20 protein-coding genes are annotated in these 20,490 nt (G+C 62.9%); 7 read left to right on the top strand and 13 right to left on the bottom strand.

Going from position 1 to position 20,490, the window contains the following annotated elements:
* Positions 1-16 precede the first annotated feature (16 nt).
* The gene (locus K5607_RS17200) at positions 17-184 is read right to left on the bottom strand and encodes a hypothetical protein (RefSeq protein ID WP_221047745.1); all 168 of its coding nucleotides are present in this window, start codon (positions 182-184) and stop codon (positions 17-19) included.
* Here K5607_RS17200 and moaC point away from each other — a divergent pair.
* Positions 167-655 (top strand): cyclic pyranopterin monophosphate synthase MoaC, encoded by a 489-nt coding sequence (gene moaC, locus K5607_RS17195; protein WP_054773791.1) that lies wholly within the window; start codon positions 167-169, stop codon positions 653-655. The genes K5607_RS17200 and moaC overlap by 18 nt on opposite strands.
* A 216-nt stretch (positions 656-871) precedes the next feature.
* Here moaC and K5607_RS17190 read toward each other — a convergent pair whose 3' ends face one another.
* The 7 genes from K5607_RS17190 to K5607_RS17160 form a co-directional block, all read right to left on the bottom strand.
* Positions 872-1,129 (bottom strand): DUF2442 domain-containing protein, encoded by a 258-nt coding sequence (locus tag K5607_RS17190; RefSeq protein ID WP_082411562.1) that lies wholly within the window; start codon positions 1,127-1,129, stop codon positions 872-874.
* Entirely contained in the window at positions 1,126-1,383 is a 258-nt protein-coding gene (locus K5607_RS17185; RefSeq protein ID WP_054773789.1) for a DUF4160 domain-containing protein, read from the bottom strand. The genes K5607_RS17190 and K5607_RS17185 overlap by 4 nt, the downstream gene beginning before the upstream one ends.
* A 313-nt stretch (positions 1,384-1,696) precedes the next feature.
* Positions 1,697-1,966 (bottom strand): hypothetical protein, encoded by a 270-nt coding sequence (locus tag K5607_RS17180; RefSeq protein WP_217994998.1) that lies wholly within the window; start codon positions 1,964-1,966, stop codon positions 1,697-1,699.
* A 76-nt stretch (positions 1,967-2,042) separates the two neighbouring features.
* On the bottom strand, positions 2,043-2,948 hold the full coding sequence (locus K5607_RS17175; RefSeq protein WP_156302548.1) for a hypothetical protein: 906 nt from the start codon (positions 2,946-2,948) through the stop codon (positions 2,043-2,045).
* Positions 2,949-3,097: 149 nt separating this feature from the next.
* Positions 3,098-3,616, bottom strand: coding sequence for a GNAT family N-acetyltransferase (locus K5607_RS17170; protein ID WP_054773787.1), 519 nt, complete (start codon positions 3,614-3,616; stop codon positions 3,098-3,100).
* Entirely contained in the window at positions 3,606-3,902 is a 297-nt protein-coding gene (locus tag K5607_RS17165) for a type II toxin-antitoxin system TacA family antitoxin (RefSeq protein ID WP_054773786.1), read from the bottom strand. The genes K5607_RS17170 and K5607_RS17165 overlap by 11 nt, the downstream gene beginning before the upstream one ends.
* Positions 3,903-4,066: 164 nt before the next feature.
* Entirely contained in the window at positions 4,067-5,734 is a 1,668-nt protein-coding gene (locus tag K5607_RS17160) for an MFS transporter (RefSeq protein WP_221047744.1), read from the bottom strand.
* Between the two features lie 131 nt (positions 5,735-5,865).
* On the opposite strand from K5607_RS17160, the gene K5607_RS17155 reads away from it, so the two are divergent.
* The gene (locus tag K5607_RS17155; protein WP_221047743.1) at positions 5,866-6,774 is read left to right on the top strand and encodes a D-hexose-6-phosphate mutarotase; all 909 of its coding nucleotides are present in this window, start codon (positions 5,866-5,868) and stop codon (positions 6,772-6,774) included.
* Between the two features lie 11 nt (positions 6,775-6,785).
* On the opposite strand, the gene K5607_RS17150 is transcribed toward K5607_RS17155, so the two are convergent.
* On the bottom strand, positions 6,786-8,990 hold the full coding sequence (locus K5607_RS17150; protein ID WP_221047742.1) for a hybrid sensor histidine kinase/response regulator: 2,205 nt from the start codon (positions 8,988-8,990) through the stop codon (positions 6,786-6,788).
* Between the two features lie 351 nt (positions 8,991-9,341).
* On the opposite strand from K5607_RS17150, the gene K5607_RS17145 reads away from it, so the two are divergent.
* The 3 genes from K5607_RS17145 to K5607_RS17135 all read left to right on the top strand — a co-directional run bounded on the left by K5607_RS17145 (position 9,342) and on the right by K5607_RS17135 (position 14,364).
* On the top strand, positions 9,342-10,223 hold the full coding sequence (locus K5607_RS17145; RefSeq protein WP_054773911.1) for a DMT family transporter: 882 nt from the start codon (positions 9,342-9,344) through the stop codon (positions 10,221-10,223).
* Between the two features lie 118 nt (positions 10,224-10,341).
* A complete protein-coding gene (locus K5607_RS17140) occupies positions 10,342-12,894 on the top strand; it encodes a TonB-dependent receptor (protein WP_246598913.1) in 2,553 nt (850 codons plus the stop codon).
* 135 nt (positions 12,895-13,029) lie between these two features.
* Positions 13,030-14,364, top strand: coding sequence for an urease accessory protein UreH domain-containing protein (locus K5607_RS17135; protein ID WP_221047741.1), 1,335 nt, complete (start codon positions 13,030-13,032; stop codon positions 14,362-14,364).
* A 23-nt stretch (positions 14,365-14,387) separates the two neighbouring features.
* Here K5607_RS17135 and K5607_RS17130 read toward each other — a convergent pair whose 3' ends face one another.
* The 3 genes from K5607_RS17130 to K5607_RS17120 all read right to left on the bottom strand — a co-directional run bounded on the left by K5607_RS17130 (position 14,388) and on the right by K5607_RS17120 (position 16,469).
* Positions 14,388-15,455, bottom strand: coding sequence for an HD domain-containing phosphohydrolase (locus tag K5607_RS17130; RefSeq protein WP_221047740.1), 1,068 nt, complete (start codon positions 15,453-15,455; stop codon positions 14,388-14,390).
* A 109-nt stretch (positions 15,456-15,564) separates the two neighbouring features.
* On the bottom strand, positions 15,565-16,074 hold the full coding sequence (gene greB, locus K5607_RS17125; protein WP_054774136.1) for a transcription elongation factor GreB: 510 nt from the start codon (positions 16,072-16,074) through the stop codon (positions 15,565-15,567).
* Positions 16,071-16,469, bottom strand: a complete 399-nt coding sequence (locus tag K5607_RS17120) for a group II truncated hemoglobin (RefSeq protein WP_054774135.1) — start codon at positions 16,467-16,469, stop codon at positions 16,071-16,073. The genes greB and K5607_RS17120 overlap by 4 nt, the downstream gene beginning before the upstream one ends.
* 114 nt (positions 16,470-16,583) lie before the next feature.
* Here K5607_RS17120 and gmk point away from each other — a divergent pair, with 114 nt between their 5' ends.
* Positions 16,584-17,198: a guanylate kinase gene (gene gmk / locus K5607_RS17115; RefSeq protein WP_054774134.1), complete on the top strand. Its 615-nt coding sequence runs from the start codon at positions 16,584-16,586 to the stop codon at positions 17,196-17,198.
* 69 nt (positions 17,199-17,267) lie between these two features.
* Complete coding sequence (locus K5607_RS17110; protein ID WP_054774133.1) at positions 17,268-18,224, top strand: GGDEF domain-containing protein; 957 nt, start codon at positions 17,268-17,270, stop codon at positions 18,222-18,224.
* Between the two features lie 16 nt (positions 18,225-18,240).
* On the opposite strand, the gene K5607_RS17105 is transcribed toward K5607_RS17110, so the two are convergent.
* Complete coding sequence (locus K5607_RS17105; RefSeq protein WP_221047739.1) at positions 18,241-20,487, bottom strand: ATP-binding protein; 2,247 nt, start codon at positions 20,485-20,487, stop codon at positions 18,241-18,243.
* Positions 20,488-20,490 lie beyond the last annotated feature (3 nt).

The following is a 20,490-nucleotide window of genomic DNA, read 5'->3' as shown; positions in this document are numbered from 1 at the left end:
TGAATGGGTAGCTGACTTACGAACCGCGGCAATGCGAAAGCGCATTATCCGCTACTTGAATTTGCCAGCGCGATAGAAAAATGGATTTTTTTTCATCCGCCGAGACGGGTGAGCCGGCACGGCAGCGCTCTATAATGCCGTTTTCCACCAGCAGCACCGCAACGCCATGACCCAACTGACCCATTTTAACGCAGCCGGCGCCGCGCACATGGTGGATGTGGGAGCGAAAAACGCCACCGAGCGCCTCGCCGTGGCCGAAGGCAGCATCGACATGCTGCCGGCCACCCTGGATTTGATCCTGCAAGGCAGCCACAAAAAAGGCGACGTGCTGGGCATCGCCCGCATCGCCGGCATCATGGCCAGCAAGCGCACCGCCGACCTCATTCCCCTCTGTCACCCCATTCCCCTCACCCACGTGGACATCGAACTGACCGCCGAGCCGGCGCAAAACCGCGTCGTCTGCCGCACCACCGCCAAAACCGTGGGCCAGACCGGCGTGGAAATGGAAGCCCTCACCGCCACCCAAGTGGCCCTGCTGACCATCTACGACATGTGCAAAGCCGTGGACCGCGCCATGGTCATCCGCGACGTGCGGCTGCTGGAGAAGGCGGGGGGTAAGTCGGGGCATTGGCGGAGGGATGAGAGCAATCCGTAATCTGACCGCCAATGCCATTGAGTTAAGCCGTCATGCCGGCAGGGTTGCCGGCATCCAGAAGCAGGGATGTAGGCAGCGCCTGCCTTCCGTGGCGCCTGGGTTTCAGTTACGCCGCTGTCCCAGTCAGCTTCACTGCTGCGGCTGTCGGCAATCCCTGCCGGAACGACGAAGTTTTCCCCTAACTTAACGGCACTGTTCCGACACCGGCTTTACTTGCTATGCGCTTTTCTTCCATTGCGGCGGCGAGTGCGTGACGCCCAGCAAGCCGTCGATGGAAATGTCCTCGTCGATCAGCGGCCAATGGATGCCGTATCCCGAAGCCGATACCGTGTAATTTTGGGCTTCCTCTTCGCTGGCATTGTCTAGCGCGGGCGATATGTCGCTCAGGCTTTTGGAGACGAATCGGCCGTCCACCACCATGGACAGCCTCCCTTCCTCGATCTTAACGTTTTCGACTTTGTGGTAAATGCTCACGGTTGTCGCCTCCGTTGGAATTCCTGCCATTGTTCGACAATATACTCGAAATGCTCGAATATGATCTTGCGAATCTGCCGCTTGTCACGCGGTGACATCTTGAAAGCAAACGCTTCCTGAATGTCGAAGCTTTCCACGTCTATCCAGAACTTGCATTCCATGTCGCCATTGATGCAATGGATGTGTATGGGCTCGTTGCCTTCATTCGCGTAGAAAAACAATCTCCATCCAAGAAGAACAAGAACGGTTGGCATTGAATTAGCCCTCATTTAGCCCGCGGAAGACGTGGTGAGTGGTAGCGACCGATCAACCGCGAGCGGTGCGGTTCGCCGACTCACCGCACCCTACGGCCATTGCCATCTATCCTCATCTGAAAGTGATAATGAGGATAATCGATTGATGAGCCATCGTGCCCATCTAAATCATTCTTGGAACAATCAAATGTCCACTCAATATTCTTCCATTTGACTGTGTAAGAGATAATTTTACGATCTGGTATCTCATCTTTTAGATCATTGATGTTTGATAGTAGGCGCTCTTGGTTTGCACACCATCTGACGAATGAGGCTATATTCCCATAGCCATATTTGGCATATATTTTTGGAAAATCTTCTTTTTGAATTTACATTGGCGCAGAAGCCAGTGCAGGCATGGATTGTTCGTGCTTATGGTTTTAAAAGGCTTGTTGCAAAGATAGCAGATGCGATTTTCATATCCCTCTTTAAATGCTTTTGCCTGCCTCTGTTGTTCTTCGTCATTTAGCCTATTCAGCTCCTTGATTTCGTCAGGAGATATGCTTTCGAATATTCTTCTGTATTTTCCCGTATCGGGCTTCACACATGCTCCTTATGAAATCTAACGTGGAAGTGAGCGCCCTGCGCGGCTTTTCGCGCAGGTCCGCTCGACTGCCAGGTTAGCCCTTTCGGTTGATAGACGACTTCCGCTTCTTGAGAAGCTCTTGGATAGCTTTGTCATGCTGAACCACCTGGGCGATGAACTTTACCTTCACCTGTTCCTTGAGAATCTCATTCTTTTGCTTGAGGAAGCCAAGCTCGCCTTTGAACTCGAGAGTCGGCGCTTCGAATGCGCGGCCTTCCGCAAAGACAAAGGGAATGTTGCTTTCTTTGTACTCAGATTCCGGCTTTCGTTTAGATAGCTCGGGAAGCTCGTTAACGGCTTTAGCAATATCCGCGGTCGCTTCCAGTCCAATGGCGGTTCGGAACTGATAGTTTAGATACTGTTCAAGCCCTCTAATTACAGGCTTCTTGAACCAGCCAGCTTCGTAGTAGACGCGGTTTTCATTCTGAATCAGTCTCTCCAGGTCTGCGTCAAGTGCAGTATTCACGGCCTTGAAGAAGTCGCTTTTCGGATTGTCGATTTGCAGTAGTTCACGAACTCGACGTTGAACTTGCTCGGCAGTCTTGTACTGCAAATTGAATTCCGCGTAGAGCCCTACAATCCACTCGTCCAAATTCTTTGCGACCTGTACTTGCCCTGAATTACCGAAGCGTTCGAGTTCCCTGATGTACTTTCGATAAGACTCGATTGCTTCCTGCAACTTCGTATAGCCAGCTTCAAGCTCGTAGGTCGTAAGGGCGTAATCCTTATTAAGCAGCGACTGGAGTTCCGAGTATGCGGAATTGATTTTCTCTAGTTCGGCAGCTCCCTTGTCGTAAAGCTGCTTATGCAACTCACCAATGTATTGCTTCTGTCGATTCTTTTCGTCGACGTATTCCTTCCCCAGGAAGCCTGTAGCAGTCAAAACCGCCGAGACAAGAGCGGTAACGATGTTGCTGCGGAGTTCTTTGCTAATCGGCATGGTTGAAAGGGCTAACAGTTGATTAAACAGAATATGGTATATCGGTGCTATACGAATTCCGTTTAGCACGCCGCACGGGCCACGGCCATTGACGATTATGCGGCACACCCCGCGGAAAGCAACCAGGGAAAACTTTCTCGGATGACGCCTTACTCTCCGCTCCCAAACAACCGCCTAATCGCCGCCATGGGCAGCCAGAGGGGCAACGGCTGGTCGGGCAGGCTGTCGAATTCGTAGCGGGTATAGAAGGCGCGAGCGGTGGGGTGTTTGGCGTCCACCAGCACGGCGAGGACGCCGGCCTGGTCGGCGATGGTCAGGCAGCGGTGTAGGGCATCCATCAGCAGGTCTTCGCCGAGTCCTTGGCCTTGGGCGCGGCGGTCTACGGCGAGCCGCGCCAGTCTTGCTATCGGCAGGGGGAAGCTTGGGAGGCGTTTGGCGGCGGCGGGCGGCAGGTGGGTTTTATCGAGGGCGCCTACGGTGAGGGCGTAGTAGCCGGCCACTACGTCCGGCGCGTCATCCAGCACGGCGACGAAAGTCCTTGCCAGGCCGTGGTCCTGGTTTTGCCTGGCGTATTTGACCAGGTAGTCGTTGAGTTCCGGCTCGCCGCAGTCGAAATCGGCGCGGATGTGGTTCCGCGCCAGGGGCTCAATGCGCCAATCAGCCGGCATCGGCGCCGGCCCGCCGGTTTTTATAGCGCCGGGCGGCGGCTTCCAGTTGCGGGCGGGGCTGTTCCGCCTGGTCCAGGGCGGCGAGAAACGCCTCCCAGTCCTTGACGCTCAGCGTCAGCAGCTCCTGTTCCGCCACCACTTGCCGGGCTTTGTCCGCCGCGGCGGACAGCAAGAAGCCCGACAGGGACATGCCGGAATAGGACGCGGCCCGCGCCAGCAGGGTTTTGACCTCGCCGGACAGGCGCAAGTCGATGCGTTCGTCACGCTGGGAAAGATTGGCGTTCATGGCGGTTGCCTCCTGGGAGGACTATAGCATGTACGGTGCGTGTACGGGTTGCCGGGGTTTGTCGACGCCAGCGGAGGCTGCGAGTTGGTTTGAAGTTCCCTCACCCTAACCCTCTCCCGCAGGAAGAGGGGACCGGAAGGCCGTAGCTGTTTGATCCCCACGTTTCACTGCTCCCCCTCCGCCAACCAAGTCCGCCGGGCGACGAAAATCGCCGCCAGCGGCAGCGCCAACCCAATCACCGTGGTGGCGATGAACAGGTTGCCCAGTTGGCTGTAATCGGCGGGCATGCTGACGGCGCCGGTGGCGGCGTCGCGCACTTCGCGGGTGACGGTGAAGAGGTGGTTGAGGTATTTGCTGCCCAGTTGCGACAGGGATAGGGCCAGGTTGACGAAAGCGGCCATGACGGCGAAATAGGTGGCCTTGAGCTTGGCCGGGGCGGAGTTGGCGATCCAGGCCAGCATGGGGATCATGGATATCTGGCCCAGGGGCGATTCCAGCGCGGTGTCGATGAGGGCGATGAAACGGGCGTCCACCACGCCGCCGGTGTGGGCGGCGGTCCATTCATGGAAACCGTAGTACATGGCGAGATTGGGCAGGAACAGCACGGTGCCGACGATGGTGAGGAAGGCGACGATGTAGGTGATGGGCCGTTCCGCCATGAAGCGGCGGAAGACGAACATGCCGAATAGGGTTAGGGCGCTGGTGAGCAGGGACAGCTTGGACAAAAAACTCTGGTCGAATCCCAGCACGTCGATCATCCACCAGGTGGAGCCAGCGCCGGCCGAGGGCGTGGCGCGGAAGGCGAAAATCACCGCGGCGATGCCGAACAGGGCGTGGCGGGAGCGGGGCGATAAATCCGCCGTGAGCCGCGCCATGAGGAACAGCACGATGACCAGCGAACCGGCGAAGACGATTTCTTCGCTCAAGGGCAGCTTGGACAGGCCCATGGCGACGGAGAACACGCAGAAGCCCAAACCGCCGCCCAATATCCACCAGTTCACTTCCGTGATTTCCTCCGCCGGGCGCGCCAGGCGCCGTTCGATTTCGTCGAACTCCAGGCCTTGGGCGGCCAGCCTCCGCGCCTCGCGGTAGCGCAGGAAAGCGGCCAGCAGCACACCCAGCACGGAGACGACGGGAATGACCAGGGCTAGGTGATAGATGTTCAGGTAGACGGCCGCTTTTTGCGCGGCATCGAGGCTTTCCACGCCGCTGAACAAATAGACGTTGGCCGCCGCCACCAGCAGCGAGCCGCCGATGATGGCGACCCGCCCGAGGGTCTGCATGGTGGTGTGGGCCAGGCGCAGTTGTTCCTCCGACACCGGCTTGCCCTGTTCGTCGTAGCGCGCCACCGCCTCCACCGTCATGGCGTCGGCCACGGTGTCCTGCAGCACGTAGCCGATGGGCGACAGCAGCGCCGCCAGCACGTACCAGGTTTCCGCCGGCAGCACCTCGCGCATTGCCGCCGGGCTGCTCAACAGGCCGGACATGATGAGCAGGCTGGCGGCGATGAGGGCCGCGCCGAGATAAATCAGCCCGGCCTTGTGCCGCCAGATCAGGTCCACCAAGTGGCCCAGGGGCATTTTCAGCGTCCACGGAAGCATGGTCCAGAAGCCCAGCGCGGCGAGGAATTCCGCCGACAGGCCCAGGTATTCCTTGACGAAAAACGCGCCGACGATGCCGGTCAGTCCCGACACCCCCGCCGCCAAGTACACCATCAGCGGCGGCAGGTAGCTGAGCCGCATCTGCCGGCCCAGGTCGAGGATGTTGCGGTCCAGCCAGTAGCGGCAGTGTTCGGCGAAAGTGGGTTGCTGGTTGGGAGCTTGGGGCGACATGGGGTATCCGTGGTGGCCGAAAAATCGAAGGGATTATAGGGCCGGCCGCTGGCCGCCGGGCGCGGCGGTTGGTGGCGCGCCCGGCGGCGATGGTGCAGTATGGCGTGCGTTCAACACAGGAGCCCACACGCATGACCGATATTGCCGCCCTCAATGCCCGCCACGGCGGTGACGGGGCGATCGCTTTCACGCAGGACGCCGGCGGGCTGGTGCTGGCGGAAGTGGCCAACGCTCAGGCTCGCGCCACCCTCGCCTTGCAGGGCGCGCAGTTGACGACCTGGTCGCCGGCGGGCGAGCCGCCGGTGCTGTGGCTGTCGCCCGGCGCGATACTGCGGCCCGGCAAGGCCATACGCGGCGGCGTGCCGCTGTGCTGGCCCTGGTTCGGCGCCCATCCCAGCGAGGCGGCGTTCCCCGCCCACGGTTTCGCCCGGACCGCGTTGTGGGAGGTAGCGGAGACCGGCCGGCGGGCGGACGGGGCGACCTGCATCGCGTTGCGGCTGCCCGCCGTGGCGGAGGCGCGGGCCTGGTGGCCCCATGCTTTCGAGCTGGAATTGCGCGTGACGGTGGGAACGGCGCTGGAGTTGGAGTTGGTGACGCGCAACACCGGCGGCGCAGCCTTCACCGTCGGCACGGCCCTGCACGCCTATTTCGCCGTGAGCGACGTGCGGCGGGTCGCGCTCCACGGCTTGGAAGGCCTGCCCTACTTGGACAAGCTGGACGGCGGCCGGCGCAAGCGCCAATCCGGTCCGCTCACCGTCGCCGCGGAGCTGGACCGCATCTACCTGGACAGCGCCGCCGATTGCGTCATCGACGATCCCGGCCTGGCGCGCCGCATCCGCATCGAAAAGCGCGGCAGCCGCTCCACCGTGGTGTGGAATCCTTGGCGCGACAAGGCGGCCGCTTTGGGGGACATGGGCGGGGACGAAACCTATTTGGGCATGCTCTGCGTGGAAAGCGCCAACGCCGCCGACGACGTGGCGACGGTGGCGCCGGGGGGCGAACACCGCTTGTGGGTGCGCTATGGCGTCGAGCGGGACTGAGCCGCGGCGCGTCAGCCCAGCAGGTAGTCGTCCAGCACCCGTTGCAGTTTGCCGGCTTCCAGCGGCTTGGCGATGTAGTCGTTCATGCCGGCCGCCAGCGCCGCCTGGCGGTCGGTTTCGTATGCGTTGGCGGTGACGGCGATGATGGGCAGCGCTTCGGCGCCGTGGCGCAGGCGGATTCGGCGGGTCGCTTCCAGGCCGTCCATGCGCGGCATTTGAATGTCCATCAGCACGATGTCGTAGGCGGACGGCGCCGCGTTTTCCAACAGCTCCACCGCTTCTTGGCCGTCTTCGGCCGCGTCCACGGCCATGCCCCATTTTTTCAGCAGCGCTTCCGCCACCATGCGGTTGACCGCATTGTCCTCCACCAGCAGCCCCCGCTTGCCGTTGTAACGCGCCTGCGGCGGCGGCGCTGCTGGCGCCGATTCCCGGCGCTCGCCGGCTTGGTCGGCGGGGATCGCCAGCGGCAGGCTGACCAGGAAGGTGCTGCCCTGGTTCAGCTGGCTTTCCACGCGGATTTGGCCGCCCATTTCCTCCACCAGCCGCTTGCTGATGGTCAGCCCCAGGCCGGTGCCGCCGTACTTGCGGGTGGTGGAGCTTTCCGCTTGCACGAACGCGTCGAACAGCTTGTCCAGCTGCTTTTCCGACATGCCGATGCCGGAGTCCCGCACGGTGAGGCCCACGGTGGCCCGGTTCGGCTCCTGCGCCAGCAGGGACACGCGCAACTCCACCCGGCCGGCGGCGGTGAACTTGACGGCGTTGCTGAGCAGGTTGGCCAATATCTGGGCGATGCGGCGTCCGTCGCCCAGCAGCGAGGCGGGAACGGCGGGGTCCAGGTCGTAGTGGAATTCCAGGCCTTTGTTTCGCGCTTGGCTCGCCGCCATGGCGATGGGGGTTTGCAGGTAATCGCTCAGCGTAAAAGGCTCGGACTCCAGCTCCAGCTTGCCGGCTTCGATTTTCGACAGGTCGAGAATGTCGTTGAGGATGCTGAGCAGGTGTCCGCCGGAGCTGCGGATTTGTTCCAAATACCCGCGCATGGCGTCGCTGGGATTTTCCATCAGCGCCACTTCCACCATGCCCAGCACGCCGTTCATGGGCGTCCGGATTTCATGGCTCATGTTGGCGAGGAACTCCGACTTGGCCCGCGTGGCCGTTTGCGCTTCCCGCAGGGCGTGTTCCAGCTGGGCCTGGGTCGCCTTGCGTTCGGTGATGTCGTCGTACGCGCCCACCATACCGATGATGCGGCCGTCGGCTCGGCTAAGGGGCACTTTCGAGGTGGATACGGTGCGCGGCGTGCCGTCGGACCGGATCACGCATTCCTCGAAATTCATCCGCGGTTGGCCGGCGGCGATCACGGCGAGATCGTCGGCGCGGTAGCGCTCGGCTTCCTGGGCCCAGCACAGCTCGTAGTCCGTTTTGCCGATCAGCGCCGCCGTGTCTTTGTACCCGGCATCGATGGCGAAACGCCGGTTGCAGCCCAGGTAGCGAAAATGGCGGTCTTTCCAGAACACGCGCGACGGGATGGCGTCCAGCACGCTTTGCAGCAGGTTGGTGGATTGGCGCAGTTCGCTGGTGATATCGGCCAAGACCATCATCACCACCCCCAGGCCCCACACCAAATGGCCGAGGATGCCGATCAATATCGGCAGCGCCACCGCCTGGCTGGCGGACTGGGGCGTGTCGGCATGCACCGCTCCGCCGCTGAACAGCAGCGACAAGACCATGGCCGCCCCCAGCAGGGAGATGCAGATTCCCACCACTACGTTCACCGTCGAATGCCGCTCGGGTCCCGGCCATAACAAGGTCAAGCCCCCGCCTACGCCGAAAAAGCCCATGGTGCTGCGGACCAGGACGATGCGCGTGCCGAGATCGGGCACGACCAGGGCGTAATAGGAAAAGCTGGCGAGGAACAGGAAAAACGTCGCCAGGATGATGGCGCGGAACGGCCGCACCCGGCGGTAGCGGCAAGCGGCGACCCAGGTGAGGGCCGAGGCGATGGCGAACAGTTCGTTGGAAATAACGATGGAAAAGATGTCCGGCAGCACGCCGCGCCAGGGGAACAAGGTATAGCCCACAGCGATCAAGCCCTGGGACACTCCCCACAAGAACAGCGGCTTGTCGTGCAGCACGAAGCGCCAAGCCAGCAGCATGGCCAGGGATAGCCCGGCGCAGGTGGTGAATGCGACAACGGTGAGTGTGGCGACGTCGAGAACCATGGGCGAGTGTCGTTAGGGCGGCGGCGGCCGTTCCTGCGGTTGGCTGGACTGTTGGCGCGAATCCATAGCTGCGCCATGCAGTATACGGGAAACCGCCACGGTTGCCGCCGCTCGGGGGGCGTTCTTGACGCTCCCGATTTCAGGGCGCAGAATTCGAGCCATGAACGTCACCGCATTCGTCAACGCTTTCCGAGTCCCGCACCTGTGGCATAAGCCGGTGCGACTGGGGGCTTTTGCCTGCGGTGATCCATGAGCGTCGTCTGAGATCGGGCGTTTTTTGGAAAAGGCCGCGGGTTCCCAAGAATCCGCGGCCTTTTTCGTTTTTGTCGGCAAGGAGAAAGGAGAATCGACATGGGCGTGCCATTGGCGTACATCGGCGTGATCTTGCTGTGGGCCACCACGCCGCTGGCCATCAAGTGGAGCGGCGAAGGGCCGGGGTTTTTGTTCGGCGTGACCGGCCGCATGAGCATCGGCGCGGCTTGCTTGTGGCTGGCGCTGGCCCTGCTGCGCAGGCGTCTGCCGTGGCACCGCAAGGCGCGGCTGACCTACATGGCCGTCGCCGTGCAAATTTACGGCTCCATGTTGGCGGTGTACTGGGCTTCCCAGTTCATCCCCTCCGGCTGGATTTCCGTGGTGTTCGGTCTCACGCCGCTGCTGACGGCGCTGATGGCGGCGGCTTGGCTCGGCGAGCGCAGCTTGACCTGGGGCAAGCTGCTGTCCTACGGCATGGGCATCGGCGGCCTGGCGGTGATGTTCGGCACGGCGCTGCAATTCAGCGGCGACGCCGCGTTGGGCATTGCCGGCGTGCTGTTGTCCTCGTTCCTGCAATCGGCCGGCTCGGTGCTGGTCAAGCGGGTGGACGCCCAGCTATCGGCCTGGTTCCAAGTGGCCGGCGGCTTGGCGCTGGCGTTGCCCGCCTACCTTGCCACTTGGGCGATTTTCGACGGCCAATGGCCGGAGTCGCTGCCCCTGAGCAGCGTCGCCGCCATCGTTTACCTGGGGGCGATCGCCACCACGGTGGGGTTCGCCGCGTATTACTACGTGTTGAAAAAACTGCCCGCCACCCGCGTGGCCTTGGTCACGCTGGTGACGCCGGTTCTATCGCTGATGCTGGGACACTGGATCAACCACGAAGCGATCACCCCTCGCGTGGTGGCGGGCACCGCGCTGATTTTGGGCGCCCTGCTGATGCACGGCTTCGCCGGGCGGCGCAGGATCGGCGCCGCGGGTTGAGCGCCCGGCGCGGCTGTTCAGCCGCGCCGTCTTCAGGAAGTTTTCCTATGGCGACGCTGGGGGGCGCTGGCTAAGATGCGAGCCGGTTTGTACCCACGCTGATATGACACGCAACGCAATGAAACTACAAAAACCATTTTTGGCGATTGCCATAACGCTCTCGCTACGGCCGGCAATGGCGGCGGAGCCGAAAAACGATAATGCGATCTCCAACGAATTGGAAACCGTCGAAGTGGTGGAAACCACGCCGCTGGACGGCTTGAATCAAAGCAAGGACAAAATTCCCGCGCCGGTGCAAACCGCGTCAGAACAAGATATCGCCAAAACCAACGCGGTGAATGTCACTGACTTCATGAACCGTTCGATGGGCAGCGTTTATATCAACGACACCCAGGGCAACGGCTTCCAGCCCGACGTCAATTACCGCGGCTTCACCGCCTCCCCCTTGCTGGGCACGCCGCAGGGCTTGTCGGTTTATATGGACGGCGTGCGCCTCAACCAGCCTTTCGGCGATGTGGTCAGCTGGGATCTGATTCCGAAGTCGGCGATCAAGTCCATGTCCATGATGCCGGGATCGAATCCGTTGTTCGGCAGAAATACGCTGGGCGGCGCGTTGTCGATCGAAACCAAGGACGGCAAAAGCAATCCCGGCACGTCGGTGCAGGGGCTGGGCGGCGCGTATGGCCGCCACGCTTTTGAGTTCGAACATGGCGGATTCAACGATAAAGGCCTGAATTGGTTCATCACCGGCAACTATTTCGGCGAGCAGGGCTGGCGGCAAAATTCGCCCAGCACCGTCCGGCAGATATTCGGCAAGGCGGGCTGGGAAGGCGAGCGCAGCGAAATTAAATTCACCACGGCGTTCAACGACAACGGTTTGTACGGCAACGGTTTGCAAGACGTTAGGCTCCTCGAACAGGATTACACGAGCATCTACACCAAGCCGGACATCACCGACAACCGCTCGCTATTCCTGAACCTGGAAGGCAAGCACCAGTTGAACGACAACATCGTGTTGACCGGCAATACCTACTACCGGAATATCAAGACCGGCACATACAACGGCGACGTGAATCAGGGCTCGTTGGACCAGGCGGTCTACAGCCTGACCGCCGCCGAGAAAGCCCTGTTGAGCCGGAACGGGTACGGCTATCCGGCGTACGACATGAACGGCACGAACACCCCCTTCCCCTACCTGAAGTGCGTTGCGCAGGCATTGTCCGGCGCCAACGGCGAGCCCGGCGAGAAATGCAACGGCTTGATAAACCGCACCACAACCCAGCAGCAAAACTGGGGCGCGTCGGGGCAGGCGATCATCAACGACACTTTATTCGGCAAGGAAAACCAGTTTTTATTCGGCGGCAGCTACGACCAAAGCGTGATGAATTTCAAGCAGTCGACGCAGCTGGGCTATTTGAACGCCGATCACAGCATTACGGGATTGCCCAACTACGCGGACGGGGTTACGGGGGGAAATGTCAACGGCGTTCCTTTCGACAATCGGGTCTCCCTGGGCGGCGATACGGTGACCTGGAGTTTCTTCACGTCCGACACCTTGAGTTTGACCAAAGACCTGCATATTACCGCTTCGGGGCGTTACAACTACACCTCGCTCAGCAACAAGGACCAGATCACCGCCGAAGGTGGCGAGTCCTTAACCGGCAAGCACCATTTCGACCGGTTTAATCCCGCCGTGGGCTTGACGTATAACCCGATCAAGGAAATCGGATTCTATGCCGGTTACAACGAGGGCACTCGCGCGCCGACCAGTATCGAACTGGGTTGCGCCAACCCCGACGTGCCTTGCAAACTGCCCAATTCGATGGCCGGCGATCCGCCGTTGAAGCAGGTGATCACGGAAAACTGGGAGGCGGGTTTCCGCGGCCAGTTGCCGGAAAAAATCGATTGGAGCGTGGGATATTTCCATATCGAGAACAAAAACGACCTCATGTTCGTGGCCGATGAGCAGGCGGGCTTCGGTTATTTCAAGAACTTCGGGAAAACCCAGCGCCAAGGCGTCGAAGTCAGCCTGGACCGCAAAGTGGACGACTGGAGCGTCGGCGCCAACTACACCTATTTGGACGCCACCTATCAGTCCAATGAAACGGTGAACGGCAGCGGCAACAGCACCAACGTCAACAGCGTGGCGAATGCCGCCACCCGCACCAACGGCACCGGCGGCGGTTACGAGGGAACCATCGACATCAAGCCCGGCAACAAAATACCGTTGACGCCTTCCCATATGTTTAAGACCTATGTGGATTACCAGTTCGCCAAGGATTGGGGCACCAACGTCAACATTATGGGGTTTTCGCAGTCTTTCGCGAGAGGCAACGAAAACAACGCGCACAAGGCCGACGGGCAGAACTATTTCGGCTCGGGCATCGTGCCGGGGTATGTGGTGGTCAACTACGGGCTGCGTTTCACGCCCAGCGCCGTCAAGGGTCTGACCGTCTTCGGCCAAGTCAACAATATCCTCGACGAGCATTACTACACCGGCGGGCAATTGGGCGCCGCCGCTTTCGACGCCAACGGCAATTTTTCCGCCCCACGCAGCGGCGGCAGCTATAGCGGGGGCGCCGATGGCACGCAATACAGCGTCAAGCAAACCACGTTTTACGCGCCCGGCGCTCCCCGGACTTGGTGGCTGGGCATGCGTTACAGCTTCTGACCGAGCGGTTTGCGACAGGGAGGAATGCGCGCGGCGCGGAAGGCTTAGGCCGTCCGCGCCGCAACGCTTTTGTGGCAAGCGCGAAGGGGGCGGGCTAAGCTTGATTAGTCGTCGCTAATCCAGGGGCGCTGAGCCATGACCACCCGCCTTTCCTTGAAGGTCGCCGGCATGCAGTGCGCCGGTTGCGAGAGCGTCATCGAGGACGCCGTGCGCGCCGTGCCCGGCGTTAGGGCGGTCAAGGCCGACTATGTGGCCGGCTTGGTGTCGGTGGCGCACGACGGCGCTGCCGACTCCGCCGTTCGCGCCGCCATCGCCGGGGCGGGATACGCCTGCGTGGCGCGGCCGGCGAAGCGCGGCGCCGTGCGGTCGGTCTTGCGGGCCGTGCTGGGGGTGTCCGGCTTGCTGGGCATCGCCGCCGGCGCCCTGTGGTTCGCCGACGAAATGCGCTTGGCATCGCTCCACGGCGACTTGAGCCTGGGGTTGCTGCTGGCCGCCGGTTTTCTGAGCGGGTTTCACTGCATCGGCATGTGCGGCGGCTTCGTGCTCGGTTACACCGCGCAAAATGCGCTGAATCGCCGCCGCGGGATTTGGTTGTCCCACCTGAGCTACGGCGTCGGAAAAACCCTCTCCTACACGTTGTTGGGCGCCGCCTTCGGCGCGCTGGGATCGGTGGTGGCTTTCACGCCGGAGCTGCGCGGCATCGCCGCCGTGGCCGCCGGGGCGTTTCTCCTGCTGTTCGGGCTGAACGTGTTGCGGCTGCTTCCCCGCCTTCGCTTGCCCGCGTTCGGCCTGAGCCGGCTGCGGCGCGGCCTGGCCGCGCGGCTGGCGCATCAGTCCAGCCCTTTTTCCATCGGTTTCCTCAACGGCTTCATGATCGCTTGCGGCCCGTTGCAGGCCATGTACGTCATGGCGGCCGGCACCGGCAGCGCTGTGGAGGGAGCCAAGCGGCTGTTCGCCTTCGGCTTGGGGACGTTGCCCTTGCTGATCGGTTTCGGCGTGTTCGCCAGCCTGGTGTCTTCCAGCTTGGCGCGGCGCCTGGTGAAGGTCTCCGGCGTTTTGGTGGCGGTGCTCGGCGTCATCATGCTCAACCGGGGCCTGACCTTGATGGGATCGAGCTACGACGCCGCGGCGCTCAAGGCGCGGGTTTTGGTGATGCTCAAGCCGGCGATGGAAACCCTGGAGGACAGCGCGGTGGAAGCCGGCCACCAGACCATCCACATGGAGGTGACCAAGCAGGGCTACCGGCCGGATACCTTCGTGTTGCGCCAAGGCGTGCCGGTGCGCTGGGTGATCGACGCCAAGGAGCTGACGCCCTGCAACCAGGGCATCGTCGTGCCGCTGCTGAAGCTGGAGTTCACCTTGGCTCCGGGGCGCCAGGTCGTCGAGTTCACGCCCGGCGAGGCGGGGGTGATTCCCTGGAGTTGCTGGATGGGCATGATTCCGGGCACTTTCATCGTGCAGGAGCGTTAACCGTCCGCTCCGCCGCCGGCCCGTCAGTCGCGCAGCTGTTCCATCACCGCCATAATGTCGCCGCGGCGGGCGATGAAAGTTTCCACCACCGCCGGGTCGAAGTGGCTGCCGGCGTTTTCCCGCAAAAAGCCGATGGCTTGTTCCGCCGACCAGGGCTGTTTGTAGGGGCGGGTCGTGGTTAACGCGTCGAACACGTCGGCCACGGCGACGATGCGTCCCTCGACGGGAATGGACTCGCCCTTCAAGCCGCGCGGATAGCCGCTGCCGTCCCATTTTTCATGGTGGTTGGCGGCGATGGAGGCGGCCATTTGGATCAGCAGGGAATCGTGGTCGCCCAGCAGTTCCGCGCCTTTTTGCGTGTGCAGGTCCATGGTGCGCCGCTCTTCCTCGTCGAGCCCGCCGTTCTTGTGCAGGATGCTGTCGGGAATGCCGATTTTGCCGATGTCGTGCAGCGGCGCGGCTTTTTCGATCATGAAGCACAAATCCGGCGGCAGCCCGATGCCTTCGGCCAGCAGGCGGCTGTAGCGCCCGACCCGCGCCACGTGCTGGCCGGTTTCGTTGTCGCGCATTTCGCCCGCCAGCGCCATGCGGTGCACCAGCGTTTCGACCGCCTGGTTGAGTTCCGCGGTGCGGCGCTCCACCTCGGTTTCGAGGTGCTGCGCCAGCGACGCCTGCAGGCGGAAGGCGCGCCGCACGCGCAGCAGGTTTTTCACCCGCAGCACCACTTCCACTTGGTCGAACGGCTTGTTGATGAAATCGTTGGCGCCGGCGAGCAGGGCTTGGTGGCGGATTTCCTGGTCCTGCAAGCCGGTGATGACGACGATGGGGAAGGATATCCGGTCGCCGATGTCCGCCCGCAGCGTCCGCATGACCTCCAGGCCGGTTATGTGCGGCATTTCCACGTCGAGGATCAGCAGGTCGATGGCTTTTTCGTGCTCCCTGAGGTGCGGCAGCAGCTTGCGCGGGTCGGTGAAGCTGTGGATGTCGCTAATGCCTTCCGATTCCACCAGCTTGGAGAGAATCATCACGTTGGTGATGGAGTCGTCGCACAACACGACGTGGGCTTCGGCGAATTCGTTGGCGCTGTTCATACAATGCAACTCCCGTCGATCTTAGGCCGCGGCTGGGTAGTGCGTCCATCCGGGCGATTTGCCGATCTTCCCTTTCCGCGCCAAAGCGTGGCGGGGCATTGGAACTTTACTACAAGCCCTCTTCCTGTTCATAACGAACGTCCACGATGTAATAACGCGCCTCGCCGGCGGGCGTCGCCACCGCGGCTTCGTCGTCCACGGCTTTTTTCATGAGGGCGCGGGCCATGGGCGAGTCCATGCTGATCCAGCCTCGGGCCGGGTCGAGCTCGTCCGGGCCGACGATGCGGTAGGTGACTTCCGCTCCCTTGTCGTCCTCCAGCGTCACCCAGGCGCCGAAAAACACCCGGTCGGGATCGCTGGGCCGTGCGCTGACCACGTGCAAATCCGGCAGGCGTTTTTGCAGGTAGCGGATGCGCCGGTCGATTTCGCGCAGTTCCTTCTTGCGGTAGATGTACTCGGCGTTTTCCGAGCGGTCCCCTTCCGCCGCCGCCTCGCTCAAGGCCTGGGTCACGTCGGCGCGGCGCGTCCACAGCCCCTTTAACTCGTCTTCCAGCGCGCGGTAGCCCTGCGCCGTGATGTAGGCGGATTTTTTCGGCGCGGGCGGGCGGTAACGGCTCATGACGGCTCTTGGTTGACCATGTGCTGGGCGGTTTGCGTCATGGCGGTGTAAAAAGCTTCCCGCAGTTGCGGGTGCATGGGCGTGTCGTCCAGGGCGCGGCGCATGCACAGCAGCCATTGATCCCGCTCGGCCGGGCCGATGGGAAACGGGAAGTGCCGCATGCGCAAGCGCGGATGGCCGTATTCCTCCCAGTACAGATTAGGCCCGCCCAGCCAGCCGGAGAGGAACTTGAACAGCTTTTGCCGGGCGCCGTCCAGGTCGGCGGCGTGCATGGCGCGGATGGGGGCCGCCTCCGGCAGGCTGTCCATGTAGCCGTAGAAGCGCGTGACCAGGTCCAGCAGGTTTTCGGCGCCGCCCATCCATTCGTAGGCGGTGGGCTGCTCGGGTTCGCTCATGGTGGAGAGGTGTCGGTTGCGGGGCGGGCAGTATATAAACCTACACGCCGCCAGGGCAATGGCGGCCGGGTTCCGGTAAAATCGCGCCCATACATCGAACCGTCGAGCAATTCCATGGCCAAAGGCAACCTTTTCGTGATTTCCGCGCCGTCCGGCGCGGGCAAAACCAGCTTGGTGAAGCGGCTGCGCGCCGAAATGGCCGGGCTGGCGGTGTCCGTTTCCCATACCACCCGCGCCCAGCGGCCCGGCGAAGCGGACGGCCAGGATTATTTCTTCGTGGCGAAAGAGGTGTTCGAACGCATGATCGGCGAAGCGGCCTTTTTGGAGCACGCCAAGGTGTTCGACAATTACTACGGCACCGCCCAGTCCTCCGTGGAAGCGGCGTTGGCGCGGGGCGAGGACGTCATCCTGGAAATCGATTGGCAGGGTGCGCGCCAGGTGCGCCATCTGTTGCCGGGCTGCATTTCCGTGTTCATCCTGCCGCCGTCCCTGGAAGCGTTGTCCCAGCGCCTGCAAAACCGCGGCCAGGACAGCGAGGACGTGATCGCCCGGCGCATGAACGACGCCATCGCGGAAATGTCCCATTACGCCGAATACGATTACCTGGTGGTGAACGACGACTTCGAAACCGCCCTGGGCGAGCTGAAAAGCATCGTTACCGCCGTCCGCCTACGCGAAGAGCGCCAGTCGGAAGCCCTCGCCGGCTTGTTGCAAGGCCTGCTGGCCTAGGCGATTCCCGCCGCCGGCCATGGCTGGGCGGCGGTTTCCATAACTCGGCGGTTTATTGAGCATAGGGCGATGGACGTTATCCGGCGTTTTTCCTTGGACGACTTGCCGCTGGAAATGGTGGCGCTATTCGAGGGCGTCGACGCCGCGTCCGTGGAGGACAGCCTGGGCGAATGCGACGTGGTGAGTCTGGCGGCGGGCGAGCTGCTGCTCGCGCCGGGCCAGGAAAACGCCCATTTGTACGTCGTCGTCAAAGGCGGCTTGCGGGTGCACCTGAAGCTGTCCCGCAACAAGGTGCTGGCCATACTCGGGCCGGGGGAGTGCGTCGGCGAGATGTCCGTGCTGGAAAACCTGGAGCCGTCGGCGCTGGTTCGCGCGGAGCAGGACAGCGAACTGCTCGTCATCCCGCGGGACATTCTCTGGTCGCTGATCGGCAAGTCCCACGACGTGGCCATCAACCTGCTCACCGTCATGTGCAGCCGGCTGCGGCGCACCAACCACACGGTTTCCCGCGAAATCGAAAACTGCCGCCAATTCAAGCAGGCCTCGCGCATCGACGCCCTCACCGGCCTGTACAACCGCCGCTGGCTGCGGGAAAGCTTCGAGCGGCTGCTGGAGCGGCAGAACCGCGCCGGCGGCAAGCTGGCCGTGCTGATGACGGACGTCGACCACTTCAAGCAAGTCAACGACGTGCACGGCCATTTGTCCGGCGACCGGGTGCTCAACGAAATCGGCACGGCCCTGCTGGCGCGCCTGCGCCCCAGCGACCTGGCGGTGCGCTACGGTGGCGAGGAAATCCTCGTCATCCTGCCGGACATGGGCAAGACGGAGGCGCTGGAAGTGGCGGAACGGTTGCGCCTGGGCATCAAGGACATGCGCTTCACCGCGTTGAGCGGCGAGGTCTTCTCCCTCACCGCCTCCTTCGGCGTCGCCGAGTCGGCCGGCGGCGAGACCTGCGACCAGTTGCTGCACCGCGCCGACGCGGCGCTGTACCGGGCCAAGCGGCGCCGCGACTGCGTCTGCGATTAGGTTTTCCCCGCCCCCTTCACCCTTTGCGGTTGAGCCAATAGCTCAGCCGTTCGTGCAGCGTCCGCTTGTCGATGGGCTTGGCGAGGTGGTCGTTCATGCCGCACTCCAGGCAGCGTTGCCTTTCTTCCGCCATGGCATGGGCGGTCATGGCGATGATGGGGAGTTCGCGCAGTTGCAGTTCGTTGCGGATGGCGCGGGTGGCGGCGTAACCGTCCATGACGGGCATCTGGATGTCCATCAGCACCAGGTCGTAGCCGTCGGGGAGCCGGCGCAGCCGGTCCACGGCGGCTTCGCCGTCGGCGGCGTGGGTGACGGTCAGGCCGGCTTTCTTCAGCAGGGTTTCGGCGACCAGCTGGTTGACCGGATTGTCCTCCACCAGCAGGATGCGCGCCCCGGCCGGCGGCGCCTCGAGGCGGCTGACGAGGGCGGCGGCGTCGGGGGCGCGGTCGGGGACGAAGCGCAGGGTGCAGGTGAAGGCGCTGCCCGCGCCGGGCCGGCTTTCGCAAGCGATGTCGCCGCCCATGGCTCTCGCTAGTTGCCGGGTGATCGCCAGGCCCAGGCCGGTGCCGCCGAATCGCCGGGTGGTGGAGTCGTCGGCTTGCGTGAACGGCTGGAACAGCCGCTTGATCTGCTCGGCGGTCATGCCGATGCCGCTGTCGGTCACGCTCATTTGCAGCAGCACGCCGCCGCCGGCGTCGTCCACGCGCCGGATGTCCAGGGCGACGTGTCCGGCCGAGGTGAACTTGACGGCGTTGGACAGCAGGTTGGTCAGGACCTGGCGCAGCCGCAGGGCGTCGCCGACCAAGCGGCGCGGCACGTCGTCGGCGACGTCGAAGCGCAGTTCCAGCTTTTTGGCTTCCGCTTTCAGGTAAACCAATTGGCGCACTTCGGCCAGCACCTGGTCTAGGTCGAAAGGCTGCAGCTCCAGCACCAGCTTGCCGGATTCGAATTTGGAGAAATCCAGGATGTCGTTGATGATGCCCAGCAAATTGGCGGCGGCCTGATGGATTTTTTTCAGGTAATCCCGCATCGCCGTCGGGTCCGCTTCCTCCTCGCCCAGTTCGGATAGGCCGAGGATGGCGTTCATGGGCGTGCGTATTTCGTGGGACATGTTGGCCAGGAAGTGGGTTTTGACCAAGGCCGCTTGTTCCGCCGTTTCCTTGGCTTGGCGCAGCTGGGCCTCGGATTCGCGCAGTTCCCGGGTGCGCGCGGCCACTTTGTTCTCCAGCTCGGTTTCCGAGGACTGCACCGCCGTCACCATGCTGTTGAAGGCCTGGGTAAGCTGGGCGACTTCGCCGCCGGACGTGGTCATCGGCACTTCGATGTTGGTGTTGCCGGTGGCGGCGATGTGCTGGGCCGCGTGCGTGAGCCGGGTCAACGGTTCGATCAGGCGCAGCGATATCCGCCGCACGCCGTAGACCACGGCCAAAGCCAGCACCAAGGTGCCCAAGCCGTAACCTTGCAGCAGCGGCGCGAGCTTGTGGCTGAACGGCGAAAGGTCGGCGCCGGCCACCACCGCGATGGGGAACGGCACGGCGTGCGGCTTTTGGCCGAACAAGGGCACGCTGACGGTGTCCCAGCGCGTCGTGGCGGCGTCGGCCCGGCTCGCGCCGATGAGCTCTTCCCCAGTGCCGGCGCGGGCCAGTGCGGCGTGGGCCAGCTCCAGGTCGGCCGGCGCCGGCGCCAGCACGTCGTTCAGATCCAACTGCGTGACGACCACGCCTTCCACGGTTCCGGTATAGGTGAAAGTGACGCCCTGAAACACCGCCCAGGCCACGTGTCCGTCGGGCAGCGCAGCCAGCTCGCTGGCGCTTTGCCCGTTGGCCAGCACTTGCCGGAACAGCGGGGAATCGGCGCGGCAGTCGGACAGCGCGGAGCGGGTGCCCGCCAGTCGTTGGCCGTTGATGTCGCACAAGGCCATGCCGCTGGCGGCGGCGATGGGCAGGTTGTAGTTTTCCAGGAACGGCGCCACGTAAACGTCCCGGCCGCGCGAATCCAGCAGCGCGGTCATGAATACCGGGCTTTTGGACAGTTCCCGCACGGCGTTGTCGACGACGAGGATGGTGTTCTCGATCCGCTCGGCGACGCGCTGGGCTTTGTCCCTTAAGTGATTGTGCAGCTCGGTTCGCTCGATGCAGAACAGGATGGACAGGGAAATGGCCGCCACCAGCACGCCGCTGCCGATGGCGATGCCGGCCGCGTGCAGCGCGAACGCATTGGCGAGGCTACGCTCGCTCCATTGCCGTAGTGCCGCGGGGATCATGCT

The sequence above is a fragment of the Methylogaea oryzae genome (assembly GCF_019669985.1).
Classification (GTDB): domain Bacteria; phylum Pseudomonadota; class Gammaproteobacteria; order Methylococcales; family Methylococcaceae; genus Methylogaea; species Methylogaea oryzae.
Note: the sequence above shows the minus strand (reverse complement) of the source record. Positions and strands in the feature narration are given on the sequence as shown.